Annotated in this window: 14 protein-coding genes; 8 read left to right on the top strand and 6 right to left on the bottom strand. The window is 46.7% G+C overall.

Annotation, left to right across the window (positions count from 1 at the left end; genetic code table 11):
- Positions 1-4 precede the first annotated feature (4 nt).
- The 5 genes from TRQ7_RS01100 to rsmG are packed head-to-tail and all read right to left on the bottom strand — an operon-like array spanning position 5 to position 3,782.
- Positions 5-1,222 (bottom strand): S-layer homology domain-containing protein, encoded by a 1,218-nt coding sequence (locus tag TRQ7_RS01100; RefSeq protein WP_231556120.1) that lies wholly within the window; start codon positions 1,220-1,222, stop codon positions 5-7.
- Between the two features lie 57 nt (positions 1,223-1,279).
- Positions 1,280-1,711, bottom strand: coding sequence for a MarR family transcriptional regulator (locus TRQ7_RS01105; protein WP_015920287.1), 432 nt, complete (start codon positions 1,709-1,711; stop codon positions 1,280-1,282).
- A 4-nt stretch (positions 1,712-1,715) separates the two neighbouring features.
- Positions 1,716-2,384 carry a 16S rRNA (cytidine(1402)-2'-O)-methyltransferase gene (gene rsmI / locus TRQ7_RS01110; RefSeq protein ID WP_015920288.1) on the bottom strand — a complete coding sequence of 223 codons (669 nt, stop codon included), beginning with the start codon at positions 2,382-2,384 and terminating at the stop codon, positions 1,716-1,718.
- A 1-nt stretch (position 2,385) separates the two neighbouring features.
- On the bottom strand, positions 2,386-3,096 hold the full coding sequence (locus TRQ7_RS01115; protein WP_041843802.1) for a biotin/lipoate A/B protein ligase family protein: 711 nt from the start codon (positions 3,094-3,096) through the stop codon (positions 2,386-2,388).
- On the bottom strand, positions 3,093-3,782 hold the full coding sequence (rsmG, locus tag TRQ7_RS01120; RefSeq protein WP_015920290.1) for a 16S rRNA (guanine(527)-N(7))-methyltransferase RsmG: 690 nt from the start codon (positions 3,780-3,782) through the stop codon (positions 3,093-3,095). The genes TRQ7_RS01115 and rsmG overlap by 4 nt, the downstream gene beginning before the upstream one ends.
- A 51-nt stretch (positions 3,783-3,833) precedes the next feature.
- Here rsmG and TRQ7_RS01125 point away from each other — a divergent pair, with 51 nt between their 5' ends.
- Together TRQ7_RS01125 and TRQ7_RS01130 are read left to right on the top strand one after the other, a co-directional pair.
- Positions 3,834-6,389, top strand: a complete 2,556-nt coding sequence (locus TRQ7_RS01125; protein WP_041437840.1) for an ABC transporter permease — start codon at positions 3,834-3,836, stop codon at positions 6,387-6,389.
- Positions 6,390-6,395: 6 nt separating this feature from the next.
- Entirely contained in the window at positions 6,396-7,073 is a 678-nt protein-coding gene (locus tag TRQ7_RS01130; RefSeq protein ID WP_015920292.1) for an ABC transporter ATP-binding protein, read from the top strand.
- Here the strand turns inward: TRQ7_RS01130 and TRQ7_RS01135 are convergent.
- Positions 7,037-7,990 carry a protein-L-isoaspartate O-methyltransferase gene (locus tag TRQ7_RS01135; protein WP_038068138.1) on the bottom strand — a complete coding sequence of 318 codons (954 nt, stop codon included), beginning with the start codon at positions 7,988-7,990 and terminating at the stop codon, positions 7,037-7,039. The genes TRQ7_RS01130 and TRQ7_RS01135 overlap by 37 nt on opposite strands.
- A 41-nt stretch (positions 7,991-8,031) precedes the next feature.
- Between TRQ7_RS01135 and TRQ7_RS01140 the strand changes: the two genes are divergently transcribed.
- From TRQ7_RS01140 to fliP, 6 genes are read left to right on the top strand one after another with little or no spacing between them, the layout of a single operon-like run.
- Entirely contained in the window at positions 8,032-9,258 is a 1,227-nt protein-coding gene (locus tag TRQ7_RS01140) for a competence/damage-inducible protein A (RefSeq protein WP_015920294.1), read from the top strand.
- Entirely contained in the window at positions 9,255-11,270 is a 2,016-nt protein-coding gene (gene cheA, locus TRQ7_RS01145) for a chemotaxis protein CheA (RefSeq protein ID WP_041843803.1), read from the top strand. The genes TRQ7_RS01140 and cheA overlap by 4 nt, the downstream gene beginning before the upstream one ends.
- A 5-nt stretch (positions 11,271-11,275) precedes the next feature.
- Positions 11,276-11,728: a chemotaxis protein CheW gene (gene cheW / locus TRQ7_RS01150; RefSeq protein WP_144399147.1), complete on the top strand. Its 453-nt coding sequence runs from the start codon at positions 11,276-11,278 to the stop codon at positions 11,726-11,728.
- Positions 11,729-11,731: 3 nt separating this feature from the next.
- A complete protein-coding gene (gene cheY, locus TRQ7_RS01155) occupies positions 11,732-12,094 on the top strand; it encodes a chemotaxis protein CheY (RefSeq protein ID WP_015920297.1) in 363 nt (120 codons plus the stop codon).
- Between the two features lie 6 nt (positions 12,095-12,100).
- Positions 12,101-12,397 carry a flagellar biosynthetic protein FliO gene (fliO, locus tag TRQ7_RS01160; RefSeq protein WP_015920298.1) on the top strand — a complete coding sequence of 99 codons (297 nt, stop codon included), beginning with the start codon at positions 12,101-12,103 and terminating at the stop codon, positions 12,395-12,397.
- Positions 12,394-13,143: a flagellar type III secretion system pore protein FliP gene (gene fliP, locus TRQ7_RS01165; protein WP_015920299.1), complete on the top strand. Its 750-nt coding sequence runs from the start codon at positions 12,394-12,396 to the stop codon at positions 13,141-13,143. Before fliO ends, fliP begins: the two co-directional genes overlap by 4 nt.

Genomic DNA, 13,143 nt, shown 5'->3' on the forward strand with positions numbered 1-13,143 from the left:
CCTCTCACCTTGACAGCAGTAAAATTCCCAGCACGATCGCAAGTGCTCCCACACCGATCATCAGCAGCAAGTTTGTGTCGACAGGAATTTTCTGGACTTCCTCCTTTTCTGCGAGTTTCTGAGCCAGCGCCTTCACATCAGACGAAACACTCTGCAATCTGTCCGAAAGAGCGGCAACCTGCCGTTTGAGATCCTTCACTTCTCTTTCCAGATTGGATTCCGCCGACTGGTAGTCTATCTGTGCCCTTTCCAGGTTTGAGGTGCGAGAAGACAGCGTTTCCAGATCTTTTTCAACCTCTGTTATTTTGCCTTCAAGATCGAGTATTTTCCCAGAAACTTGAGAGATCTTGTTTTCAAGATCGGTCAATTTTGTTTCCAGACTGGATGCTTTGCCAGAAACATTTGAGATGTCTTGAAGAAGTTCCTCTCTCAGTTTCACAAGATCAGAGGAAAGTGATTTCACATTCTCTGTAGTCTCGTTAAGGCGCTCCGTCAGGCTTTCTACCTTTCCTTTCAGAAGAAGAATGTCACCACCTGCGTCCTTCTTCCAAGCAAGAAGATTCTGCGTTTCAGTCCCGAGTTTTGTGACCGTCTCTTCCAGATTCGAGAGTCTGTCCTCTGCGTTTTTCAGATTGCTTTCCACAACTTCCAGTCTGGAAGAATGTTCACCGGTGATTTTCTCCAGTTCCTGCAACTTCTTTTCGACGGTGTCTATCCTCCTCAATATCTCCGTGTCGAATCCTCCCGTTTCCTGCTTGAAACTGGCAAAAGCAAGAGAAAGGTTCCTGTAGGCATCTTCGAGGGAACTGACCTTTGTTCCAAGTTCAGAAATGTCACTTGCCGCAGATGTTAACTTCGATATCACATCTTCAATTCTGGAGTTCAGCGATTTATGATCTTCTTCCAGTTTCGTTGTTCTTTCGTCCAGCGCGATGGTCGCCGCCTTGATGATGTCGAGTTCGTCTAGAAGGGAGATCTTTTCTCTGATCTTTTCCAGTTCAAACCTCATCACGAGTCTGTATATGTACTGTGCTATATCGTACCTTGTGACCAGAAGAGCCCCCCGAAAGTTCCCGTTTTCATCGAGTTCCATGAGTTTTGAATCCACAACGTATTTCACGGCTTCAAAAAACGGTGAGTCTGGTTCCACATCTTTTATGTTCTGTCCAATTAAGGAAAGGGCGATGATCAACAACCCTGCAAAAAAGATCCTTTTCAACATCTTCACCTCCCTCTTCAACCTTAAAGCATCCTTGAAAACACCGCATGAAGATAGAGTTTACTGTTTGGAAAAATTCTTTTCCATGATGTCTTTCAGTTCTTTGAGAATCTTCAGAATGTTTTCAGCTTTTTCCTGGCCGAGTTCACTCGTGATCTTTTCTATGAAGCTTTCTCTTCTTTCTATGACCTTTTCTATGACACTTTCTCCTTTTCTGGTTATGGCAAGAAGGTAAGCCCTTCCATCCGCAGCATCCGGTCTTCTCGTGAGATAGCCATCCGTTTCCAGTCTTTTGACAAGACCGCTTATGGTGCTTTTTGCAACTCCCAGAAGGAGGCTGAGTTCTCCCGGCCTTTTCGGGCCTTCGAAGTATATCTTCTGTAAGATGTCAAACTGTGCAGGGGTGATTCCAAAATCCCTCAGCACCTTTCTTCCTTCCACCTTCACCATAAAACAGATCTCCCTCAGCACTCTCTCGAACGGTTGTTTCATTCTTTCACCTCTTTCCAGAGAGTATCACCGTGATCTCCCCGAGGATTTCCTTCTTTCCAAAGTGCTCGAGTGCCTCGCTCACTTTCCCCCTGAAAAACTCCTGGTGCATCTTGGTCATTTCCCTGGCGATGAATACTTCTCTGTCTCCCAGTATCTCCAGAATATCCTTCAGGGTAGAGATGAGTCTTTCTGGAGATTCAAAAAAGACGATGGGTCTTTTCTCCTCCTTCAGCGCTCTGAGAAGTCTCCTTCGGTTCTTCCCGCGTGGAAGAAAACCCTCAAAGATGAATTTGGATCCGGGAAAACCACTCACGGCAACGGCACTGGTCAGCGCACTGGGACCCGGCACCACGTCCACTTCTATCCCGTTTTTCCAGCACTCCTCTATGAGATTGTACCCGGGATCCGAGATCACCGGCATACCTGCATCACTCACAAGTGCCACGATCTTTCCTTCTTTCAGAAGTGGAAGGACTTCTTTTATCCTTCTTTTCGAGTTCTTCTCTGTGAAGGAAAGAAGGGGTTTTTTTATTCGATACTTGTTCAAAAGAACCATTGTTCTTCTGGTATCTTCTGCGAGTATCAGATCCACACTCCTGAGTGTTTTCAAAGCCCTGATGGTGATGTCCTCCAGATTCCCTATGGGTGTTCCCACAACGATGAGTTTTCCCAAACTATCTCCTCCTCAACTCGAAGAATCTGGAAAGATCTTTTGCTTCTTTCAGCATATCATCATTCAACTGTGTTCGAACGAAAGAACCAAACACTTTCTCGAATCTTCTCAGCAGTGTTTCTTCCAGAAGTTTCACGTCCACGTCGTAGAGTTCCAGAAGCCCTCTCACCTGGGGAACGTCCTCTCCAAAGATCTCTCTCAAAAGTTCTCTGTTTTGTCTCAGAACGATCGAGCCGTGTTCAACGATGGCACCCTTTGTTCTGAACTGGGCACTTCCCACGATCTTCATCCCATCGACCACAACCTCGTACTTCGAAGACGCATCGAAACAGAAGGCGGTGTTTCCACGTCTTCCATCCGAAAGCTCGGCGGGAACGCCCACCTCACACAGAGCCTCCTTTATCACGTTGTGAACCAGTCTGTGAAACTCAAGAACGGATAGGTCACCAAAAGAACTTTCTCTTGGAACGGCAAGACAGTAGGTGATTTCCATATGGTGAAGTACTGCACGACCACCAGATGGCCTCCTCACAAAATCCACACCTTTTGGTATCTTCAAGTTGTTTTCTTTCTGAAACCTTCCCAGAGAGACCGTCGGATTTTCCCAGCCATACAGTCTGAAAAACGACTTTTTCTCAAGCCAGGCCCACTTTGCCATCAAACTGTCTATGGCCATGTTCAGAGAACCGGGAAAAACTTCCTTTTCGATCACAACAAGGGCCTCTTGAATGGTATCCCCACCCTCCTCGGGTACTTCTCAGGTGATCGATCCGTCTTTCTGAGTACTAGAAGACACCTCTGTTCACCCGTTTTCAGGGTGTACCTTCTCACCTCCTCCAGTTCGACCTTCAGTTCATCGAGGGCTTTTCTTGCTTCCTTCAGTTCCTCTTCAAAAGAAGGCCCTTTGTAAAAGAGCAGTTTCCCCCCTATCCTGACGGCCGGTGCGCATATTTCCACGAGAGTGTTCAAGCGTGCTACCGCTCTTGCCGTTGCGTAGTCGTATTCTTCCCGGTGCTCTCTTGAGAAGTTTTCGGCTCTTTCTTTTACCACTGCAGCGTTTTCGAGATTGAGTTTCCTGACAACATGTTCCAGAAATTGCACAGCCTTTTCCTTGGAATCCAGAAGTGTCACCTTGAGTTCCGGGAAAAATATCGCTAAAATAAGCCCTGGGACACCGTTACCCGATCCTACATCGAGGAGTGATCCCCTCAGGTTTTCATGCTTCAAAGGAATGAGTATCTCTGCAACGTTTTTGTGAACAGCGGAGTCTAATGACCTGAGGGCAGTGAGGTTGTGTGGTGAATTCAGGAGTTCGTTGAGGTAACGAAAGGTTTTTTCTATTTGTGATTCTTCAAAGCGAACGCCGTACTCCTGAAGTACATCTCTCAGAAAGTCCATTCAGAGCACCTCCGAAAAGAATTCTAACATTTCATGCTGGAGGGAACGTGTGTGGTTCTCAAGATCGCCCTGAGAAACTTCACAAAAAATCTGAAGACCTCACTTGTCGTTGTTCTGGGATTGGCCATCAGTCTTTCACTGGTGATTGGATCGCTCACTCTTTCTGACTCCATAAGTGCATGGAAACGTGAAAGAATAGAGGAAAATTTCGGAGTAGCAGATGCTGTTGCAGAACCGAAAAGTCCTTCATTTCTCTTCTTCAACTTTTTGACAACCAAAATTGAAGATCAGGAGATAGAACTTCTGAGAGAACAGGTGAAAGGAGTCCTTCCCGTCTCAGAGGGATCCGCCAGGCTGGATGGACTGGACGTCCTTGTGATCGGGGTGAAACCCGATGAACTTGGCCGTTTTGTGGGAAAGGACATACAGCTGAACCCCGGTGAGGCGATAGTTGGTAAATCAGTGGCAGATGCTCTGAACATAAAAGAAGGAGACAGAATCACCCTCATCTTCTCCGCAGGTAGCAAAGAATTCATCGTAAAAGAAATAGGAGAGAAGGGTTTTTTGAATTTCAAAGGAGAGATGGCAAGTCTTCCAGGGACCGTTTTTATCCACTTGAAAGATTTCCCGGACAATAATTATCCCACCAGATGCTATCTTCACTACGGACTTCCTCCAGAGGAGCACGAAAAGATATCCCTTGAAACCAGTCTGAGGGTGAGAAACATAAAGTACAGCTTTCTGAAATCGCCCGTCAACAGATCCCTCGCCTACGTGACGCTTGCGTTTTCTGGAATGTCCATATTCGTCGGTTTTCTGGTTTTTTACATGTTCTGTGAGGATGTGATGAGGGACAGAAACTTCACCCTTGTTACGCTGAGGAAGATAGGTATTCAAAAGAAGAAAGAGTGGGGTATATTGCTTCTGGAGGGTCTCCTGTACTCGTCCCTGGCGGCTTTCTTTGGTCTGATCTTCGGAGTCTTCGTGGGAAAGTTCCTTTTGAATCGGTTTCAGACGGTGATCGAGGCGGTGTCCACCACGTTTCTTCACATCGACAGGGTGAAGTTCCACATTTCTTTAGAGACGGTACTGCTCGGTCTTGGACTGGGCGTGGTCTTTCCAATGATCCTTTTTGCCCTCAAAGCAAGAGAGATCACCAGAAAGCCTCCCGTCTACCACGAACTTGAGGATCGGCTGGACGTATCCACAAAGAAATTTGCCCTGATGATAATCATCAGTCTGCTATTTCTTCCCTTTTCGGATCTTCGTATTTTCTCTTTGATACTTCTTTCCCTTTCATTCTCTCTGAAATTCAAAAACGCTTTTCTGATGATGATAATGGGCGCTCTGAACCTTGCCACCGGTGTTCTGGTGAACGTAAATTCCCAGTCGGAAAGGCTCTTTCTTCTTTCTTCGATGAGTAAGGGAGCCTCCATTTTCGCTGGAGTTTCACTTCTGGTATTTTCACTGGTTCTTCTTGCAAAAAGCGTTCTGGATCACATGGTATCGGAAGGCACCCTTCCTTTTCTAATCGGTGTGTCCTACGTTCAGCGATTTCCAAAAAAGGGCATGGTGATCTCTCTGACCTTTGCCCTTCTGATATTCACCTCGACCGTGTTCAACATCCTTTCTGCCAGCGCGGACAGATTCGTCGAGGATAAAGTGCGAAACGGTCTTTTTGGGTACAATTTCCTCGTTCTGGAAAACCCGTTCAGATCTTTTCTTTCCAGGTCCTCCATACCTGTTCATGAGAAACTCGAATTTCCCTCTCGAGCGTATCTCTACACTCTAAAAGCAGAAGGAACAGACAGGTTCATAGCCTACGTCGATGAGTCTTTTCTGGAACATTCGACCCTGAAGGTGACGGACGTGGAGGATCTCAAAGCGCCCGGTGCTGCGCTGGTTGGTTATGAAACAGATTCTGAAACCATCATGGGAACCCTGAAATCCATTCTTCCCTTTGGGGGAAGGGAGGATGTGAGTTTCAAAGTGGTTGGTAGATACAATAAAAACGATTATCTGGTTCCCATCGATGTGATCACACTAAAGGAAAACAGAGCAGAAAATGTGAAAGGCTTCGAGGTTTTACTGGGAAAGACCGATGAAGAAAACGCCAGCGAAATAAAGCAGTTCTACCTTTCCAGATTCCTCTATCCGTTCTTCCTGGACGAGGAACTCGGGAAACTGTACAGTGGAATAGATGGGCTCGTCAGCGTGATAAAGTTCATCTTTCTTTTCGGATTTCTGTCGGCCACGTCCGGTCTTGTTCTCTTCGTTTTGAAATCGTACTTTTCCAGGTTGAGAATTCTGGGAACACTCCGGGCGGTCGGATTGAAATCGACACAGTTGATCCTTGCCTTCCTTGTGGAACACTTCTCCTTCCTCGGCGGAGGAATAATCATAGGAATCACCTCTGGCATCATTATGGGACTTTCCATAGCGAAAACGATGGCGGAAAATCTGGGCACCTTCGTGGCCTTTCTGCCGATAAAGTCCATCGTTCTTTCCATACTGTTCGTCGTTGTGCTCGCGGCGATCGCCATGGTCGTTCCGAGCTACATGATATCCAGGGTGTCACCACTTGAAGCCATGAGGGAAGGAGAGTGAACGGCGTTGATCGAGGTACGAAACCTCTGGAAAGAGTACAACGGAAGAGACAGAGTAACCGCCCTCAAGGGAATAAATCTGAAGATAAACAGCGGAGAGTTCGTTGTGATACTGGGACCTTCTGGATCTGGAAAGACCACCCTTCTGAACTGTCTTTCCGGTGTAGATCGCCCAACGAAGGGAACTGTGATCATCGATGGAACAGATCTTTACGCCCTCTCCGAGGAAGAGAGAACAGGATTTAGAGCAAAGAACATGGGATTCGTCTTTCAGTTCTTCAACCTTGTACCCGTTCTCACCGCACTCGAAAACGTAGAACTTCCTCTTCTGATCTTAGGTGTGAACAGACGAGAAGCGAAAGAACGCGCGTTCGACATGCTGAGAAGAGTGGGACTTGCTCACAAGTGGAACAGGTTCCCAGAAGAACTCTCCGGTGGTGAAAAACAGCGCGTTGCCATAGCGAGGGCCCTCGTCCACAATCCGAAAGTGGTATGGGCAGACGAGCCCACCGGTGCCCTCGACAGCGAAACAGGAGGTATGATCATAGATCTACTCATGGAGATGAAAAAGAACTCCACTCTGGTGATCGTGACACACGATGAAAGGATAGCAGAGAAGGCAGATCGGGTCATCAAAATAAGGGACGGTCAGATCGTACAGGATATATACGAAACGGCGTTGTAGCCGATGTGAAGCATCAGGTGTTCAAAACTTCTGTATCCACACTCTTCCCACTGAGAAAGGAGACTTTCGATTTCTGGCGCTCTTCCATAAATTCTCATTTCGCCGTTTAAAAACTCGACCGTTCCTTCTGGTCCTGCGTAGTAGAAGATCCCGTTCATTTCTGCGAGCCTTCTTGTGAGAAGATCCACCAGCTCCACAAACACCTGAAGTCGGGGAACCCGGATCGCTTTCTGAAAGGGAAAATCTCTCAGAAGCCTTCTGTTTCTTTCCAGCAAATTTCCAAGATTTCCTCCCGCTTTTATGAACCTCGTTTCCAGTTTGTAACCACCTTCAAGGTGACTGCCATTTTTCACGAACAGGAAAGCGGGCTGTCTTGCCGAAATCTTCATGTTGATGGGAACTATCACCCTTCCTCCATCCTTCAGCTGACAAAACCAGTGTTCTGGTACCTCGTCCACTCCAACGGTGACGAAGATCACATCGTACGGTGCAAAATCCGAAACACCATAATAACCATCTCCACAAACAACGACAACGTTTTCTATTCCAAGGCGTCTCATGTTTTCTCGGGCAATTCTGCAAACCTCTTCGAAATACTCCACGGTCACAACGAGTCCTTTCTTTCCAACAACCCTGCTCATCACGGCTGCGTTGTACCCCGTTCCGCCTCCTATTTCCAGAACCCTCATTCCCTCATCCAGATCCACCCACTCCATGAACATCGCCATCAGCGAAGGCTGACTGGAAGTGCTGAAGACTTCCCCGTCCTCGTAAGAAACGAGCACCGTGTCCTCATAGACATAGGAGAGTGGATAGTGCCTTGTCAGGAATTCTTCCCGTGGTACCTCCAGAAAGGCCTTTGCGATACGATCACTTATTCCGTGGTTTTTCAAAATCCAGAAGAGCCTTTCTCTCATAACATCCCCCTGTGTTATCATATCACTGAGGGAGGGATCGGATGAAAAAAGCAGCGATAATCACAGTCGGAAGTGAACTTTTAGAAGGCCTTATACTGAACAGAAACGCTCAGTTTCTCTGCCAGGAATTGAAGAATCTTGGATACAGGGTGATAAAAGTCTCAACGGTGGGTGACCACCTCGAAGATATAGCCGAAGAGGTCAGATCACTCCTTCCAGAGGTTCACCTTCTGATACTGACAGGAGGCCTTGGCCCAACAAAGGATGATCTCACACGAGAGGCGGTGGCAAAAGCCCTGAACAGAAAACTCCTCCTCGATTACAATCTCAAAACGAAAATCGAAGAAAAGGTGAAAAAATACCATTCTAAAATACCATCTAACATCGAAAAGCAGGCACTCGTCATCGAAGGAGCAAAAGTGATCGACAACCCTGTTGGAAGTGCGCCGGGTCAACTTCTGGAAGTGGATGGAAAAAAGGTGATTTTGCTTCCTGGACCACCGAAAGAGTTGATTCCCATGTTCGAATCATTGAAAGAACTTTTGAAAACTCCCCATGCCTTTTATCAGGTCGTCCTGAAATACTACAGCATACCCGAAGCAGTACTGGAAGACCTCCTGAAAGAGATACTGTACTCTCAGGACAGAGTGGAAGTGGCTACGATGGCAGATCACGTCGAAGGTGTAAGATTGAGACTGACAACGAGTGCAGAACACAGAGAGTTCCTGGACGAACTCGTGGAAAAGATCCTCGAAAAGACGGGAGAGTACCTTTACGGAATGAACGACGAGAAGATGGAAGAGGTGGTCGTCAGGCTTTTGAAAGAGAACAAAAAAACACTTGCCGTTGCCGAATCCTGCACGGGTGGTATGCTCTCTTCACTCGTGGTGAATGTTCCGGGAGCGTCAGACGTCTTCATAGGAGGTGTGGTGGCCTACAGCAACGAGTTGAAAAAAAGCATCCTTGGGGTGAAAGAAGACACCCTGAGAAAATACGGAGCCGTGAGTGAACAGTGTGTTCAGGAAATGACTGAAGGGTTGAAAAAACTCACAGAAGCCGACATCTGTGTGGCCATTTCTGGAATAGCAGGACCATCGGGTGGTACTCCCACCAAACCCGTTGGAACCGTTTTCATAGATCTTTTTGAACAGAATCATTCTACAGTGCGTTATAATTTCTCTGGGGATCGGAACACCATAAGAACCCGATCAGCGATGATGGCTCTTGAGAACCTGAGAAAACATCTGAAGGAGCGTGGAAGATCATGATGGAAGAATATCTGGGAGTGTTTGTCGATGAGACAAGAGAATACCTTCAGAATCTGAACGATACCCTGCTGAAACTGGAAGAAACCCCCGAGGACATGGAATTGATAAACGATGCCTTTCGGGCGCTTCACACCCTGAAGGGTATGGCAGGAACCATGGGGTTCAACAGCATGGCAAAACTCTGCCATTCCCTTGAAAATGTTCTCGACAAGGCCAGAAACGGTGAAATAAAGATAACATCGGATCTTCTCGACAAGATCTTCGCGGGAGTCGACATGATCGCCAGGATGGTCGACAAGATCGTATCTGAAGGAACCGATGAGATCGGAGAAGATATTGAAGTGTTCACCGATACAATAAGAAGCTTTGTTCCTTCAGAAGGAAAACCAGAGAAAGAAAAAGCACCAGCGAAAAACTCTAAAGTCGACGATGAAAAGAACCCTCCACAGGCTTCAAACGAAGCGGAAGAATCGATGGTCCTTCCAGAAGAGGTGGTTCATGTCCTCCAGGAAGCAAAAAACAAAGGGTACAGGACTTTCTATGTAAAGGTTGTCCTCAAAGAAGGCACACAGCTCAAATCCGCCAGGATCTACCTTGTCTTCCACAAACTGGAAGAGCTGAAGTGTGAGGTTGTAAAGACCGTTCCTCCAGTGGAAGACATCGAGGAAGAAAAGTTCGAGAACGAAGTGGAACTGTTTGTCATCTCTCCCGTCGATCAGGAAAAACTCTCTGAAGCCCTGAGTAGCATCGCCGATATAGAAAAAGTCATCGTGAAGAGTATCATCCCCGTTACGGAGAAAAAGGCTACTTACGAAGAAAAAGAAGAAAAAACAGAGGAGAAAAAAGAGGAAGTTACCAGAAAGAAGATCGTCTCTCAGACCGTCAGGGTGGACATAGAAAAACTGGATACCCTGATGGATCTCATGGGAGAACTCGTCATAGCCAGAAGCAGAATTCTGGAGACTCTCAAAAAATACAACATAAAGGAAATAGACGAAAGCCTAACTCAACTGAGCAGGATCACTCTAGACCTTCAGAACGTCGTGATGAAGATCAGGATGGTTCCCATCGCCTTCGTGTTCAACAGATTCCCTCGAATGGTCAGAGATCTGGCGAAGAAGATGAACAAAGAGATCAACTTCATCATGAGAGGAGAAGACACAGAACTCGACAGAACCTTCGTTGAGGAAATAGGAGAACCTCTTCTTCACCTTCTGAGGAACGCTATAGACCACGGTATAGAACCAAAAGAAGAGAGGATAGCCAAAGGAAAACCTCCTGTGGGAACCCTCATCCTCTCCGCCCGACATGAAGGAAACAACGTGGTGATAGAGGTCGAAGACGACGGAAGGGGAATAGACAAAGAAAAAATTCTCAGAAAAGCGATAGAGAGAGGGCTGGTGGACGAATCGAAAGCTACCAGTTTGTCCGATCAGGAGATACTCAACTTCCTTTTCGTGCCGGGGTTCTCCACGAAGGAGAAGGTTTCGGAAGTGTCTGGAAGAGGAGTTGGAATGGACGTTGTCAAGAATGTTGTTGAATCCTTGAACGGAAGCATAAGTATAGAGAGTGAGAAAGACAGGGGAACAAAGGTCACCATAAGACTGCCACTCACCCTCGCCATCATTCAGGCTCTCCTTGTGAAGGTCAACAACCTCGTCTACGCCATTCCAATAGCAAATATCGACACAACCCTCAGGATATCCAGAGGCGATCTACAAAGGGTGCAGGACAAGAATGTCATAGTGATAAGGGGCGAAGTGATACCGGTCTACAAACTCTGGGAGGTTCTTCAGATAGAACACGAGAGGGAAGAGGAGGAAATGGAAGCGGTCATCGTGAGAATAGGAAACAGGAAGTACGGAATAATAGTCGACGAGCTTCTCGGTCAGGACGACATCGTTATAAAATCTCTTGGAAAGGTGTTCTCCGATGTCAGAGAGTTCAGTGGAGCGGCGATCCTTGGTGATGGAAGCATCGCTCTCATCATAAACGTCTCCGGTATTGTATAATGGAGGTGAAGAAGTTGCCCGATATGAGAGAGTTCGAAGTGCTCTCCTTTGAAGTGGAAGATCAGGCTCTGGCCTTCGATGTGGATAACATCGAGATGGTGATAGAAAAACCAGAAATAACCCCTGTCCCCAAATCCAAACACTTCGTGGAAGGTGTTATCAATCTGAGGGGTAGAATCATTCCCGTGGTGAACCTTGCAAAGGTTCTCGACATTTCCTTCGATGACTCGAAGATGAAGAGCATAATCGTGGCGAAGACAAAAGATGTGGAAGTGGGTTTTCTGGTTGACAGGGTGCTCGGGGTATTGAGGATAACGGAAGAACACGTTGAAATGGTGGACGTGTCTGACAAGTTCGGAAAGAAATCCAAGGGATTGATAAAAACGGATGGAAGGCTCATAATTTATCTGAACATCGACGAAATAATTGAAGAAATAACAGTTAAGGAGGGAGTGTAAAAGATGGCGAAGAGAGTTTTGATAGTTGATGACGCAGCGTTCATGAGGATGATGCTGAAAGACATCATCACCAAAGCAGGATACGAGGTGGTAGGAGAAGCCACAAACGGGCGTGAAGCCGTCGAAAAATACAAGGAACTCAAACCAGATATCGTCACGATGGACATCACGATGCCCGAGATGAACGGTATCGATGCGATCAAGGAGATCATGAAGATCGATCCGAACGCCAAGATAATCGTGTGCAGCGCCATGGGACAGCAGGCAATGGTCATCGAAGCCATAAAGGCCGGTGCAAAGGACTTCATCGTGAAACCGTTCCAGCCTTCTAGAGTGGTAGAGGCGCTCAACAAGGTCTCGAAGTGATGTACCATGAGTGCCATTTTGCAGTTTCTTCTAGCCTTTGGAATCGTCCTCTTTTTTCTTCTTATCGTTTATTACTTCGTAAGAAGAGGGTTCTTCTCTCAAAAAGGTTCCAGTATCTCGATAGTTGAAAGGCATTACCTCGATAGGAAGAGTTTCATAGCGATCGTCAGGGTGGTGGACGAGTATTTTGTCATACTGGTGACGGATTCGGGGGCCACAGTCCTTAAAAAACTTGAAGATTACAGAGAAAGTGATTCCTTTTCCTCGATTCTCTTCAGAAAAATAGGGAGAAGGAATAAATGAGGAAAATTCTTGTTTTTTTGCTGATACTTCTCTCGCTGATCTCTTTTTCCCAAGAGGTGCCCTTTCCCTCCATTTCTATAGGCGTCAGACCCGCTGAAGAGCCAGAGGACCTTGTGGTCACCCTAGAAATTCTTCTCATACTGACGGTACTGACGCTGGCGCCTTCCATTCTTGTTCTCTTCACCTCGTTCACCCGAATCATCGTCGTTTTTTCTCTCTTCAGAAATGCTCTTGGAACAAGGCAAACTCCTCCAAACCAGGTTATGATAGGCCTTGCACTCTTTCTTACATTCCTCATCATGCAACCTGTCTGGAACGATATCTACAACAACGCCATAACGCCGTATCTGGAAAGGGAGATAGGATACCAGGAAATGTTTCAGAGAATCAACAACAGAATCAGGGAGTTCATGATAAAGGAGCTGAAGAACCACCACAACGAAGACAACGTCTTCATGCTCGCCCAAAATGCAAACCTCGAGATCACCAGAGTAGAAGAAGCACCAAATTCTGTGTTGATACCTGCCTTCGTCTTGGGCGAACTTGAGATCGCCTTCAAGATGGGAGTGGTACTGTACGTTCCCTTCATAGTCATCGACATGATCGTGGCGAGCATTCTGCTCTCCATGGGCATGATCATGATACCACCCGTGTTCGTTTCTCTTCCGTTTAAAATACTGATCTTTGTGATGGCAAACGGATGGGATCTTCTCGTTGAGGGACTGATAAAGAGTTTTGCGAGGTGA

Origin of the sequence: Thermotoga sp. RQ7, assembly GCF_000832145.1 — a bacterium.
Taxonomy (GTDB): domain Bacteria; phylum Thermotogota; class Thermotogae; order Thermotogales; family Thermotogaceae; genus Thermotoga; species Thermotoga neapolitana.

What these genes read in the sequence shown, in the direction of transcription:
- fliP (WP_015920299.1), top strand. Translation starts at nt 12,394, where the DNA reads ATGAGGAAAATTCTTGTTTTTTTGCTGATACTTCTCTCGCTGATCTCT.
- cheA (WP_041843803.1), top strand. Translation starts at nt 9,255, where the DNA reads ATGATGGAAGAATATCTGGGAGTGTTTGTCGATGAGACAAGAGAATAC.
- cheY (WP_015920297.1), top strand. Translation starts at nt 11,732, where the DNA reads ATGGCGAAGAGAGTTTTGATAGTTGATGACGCAGCGTTCATGAGGATG.
- rsmG (WP_015920290.1), bottom strand. Translation starts at nt 3,782, where the DNA reads ATGGACTTTCTGAGAGATGTACTTCAGGAGTACGGCGTTCGCTTTGAA.
- TRQ7_RS01140 (WP_015920294.1), top strand. Translation starts at nt 8,032, where the DNA reads ATGAAAAAAGCAGCGATAATCACAGTCGGAAGTGAACTTTTAGAAGGC.
- TRQ7_RS01105 (WP_015920287.1), bottom strand. Translation starts at nt 1,711, where the DNA reads ATGAAACAACCGTTCGAGAGAGTGCTGAGGGAGATCTGTTTTATGGTG.
- TRQ7_RS01135 (WP_038068138.1), bottom strand. Translation starts at nt 7,990, where the DNA reads ATGAGAGAAAGGCTCTTCTGGATTTTGAAAAACCACGGAATAAGTGAT.
- fliO (WP_015920298.1), top strand. Translation starts at nt 12,101, where the DNA reads ATGAGTGCCATTTTGCAGTTTCTTCTAGCCTTTGGAATCGTCCTCTTT.
- TRQ7_RS01100 (WP_231556120.1), bottom strand. Translation starts at nt 1,222, where the DNA reads ATGTTGAAAAGGATCTTTTTTGCAGGGTTGTTGATCATCGCCCTTTCC.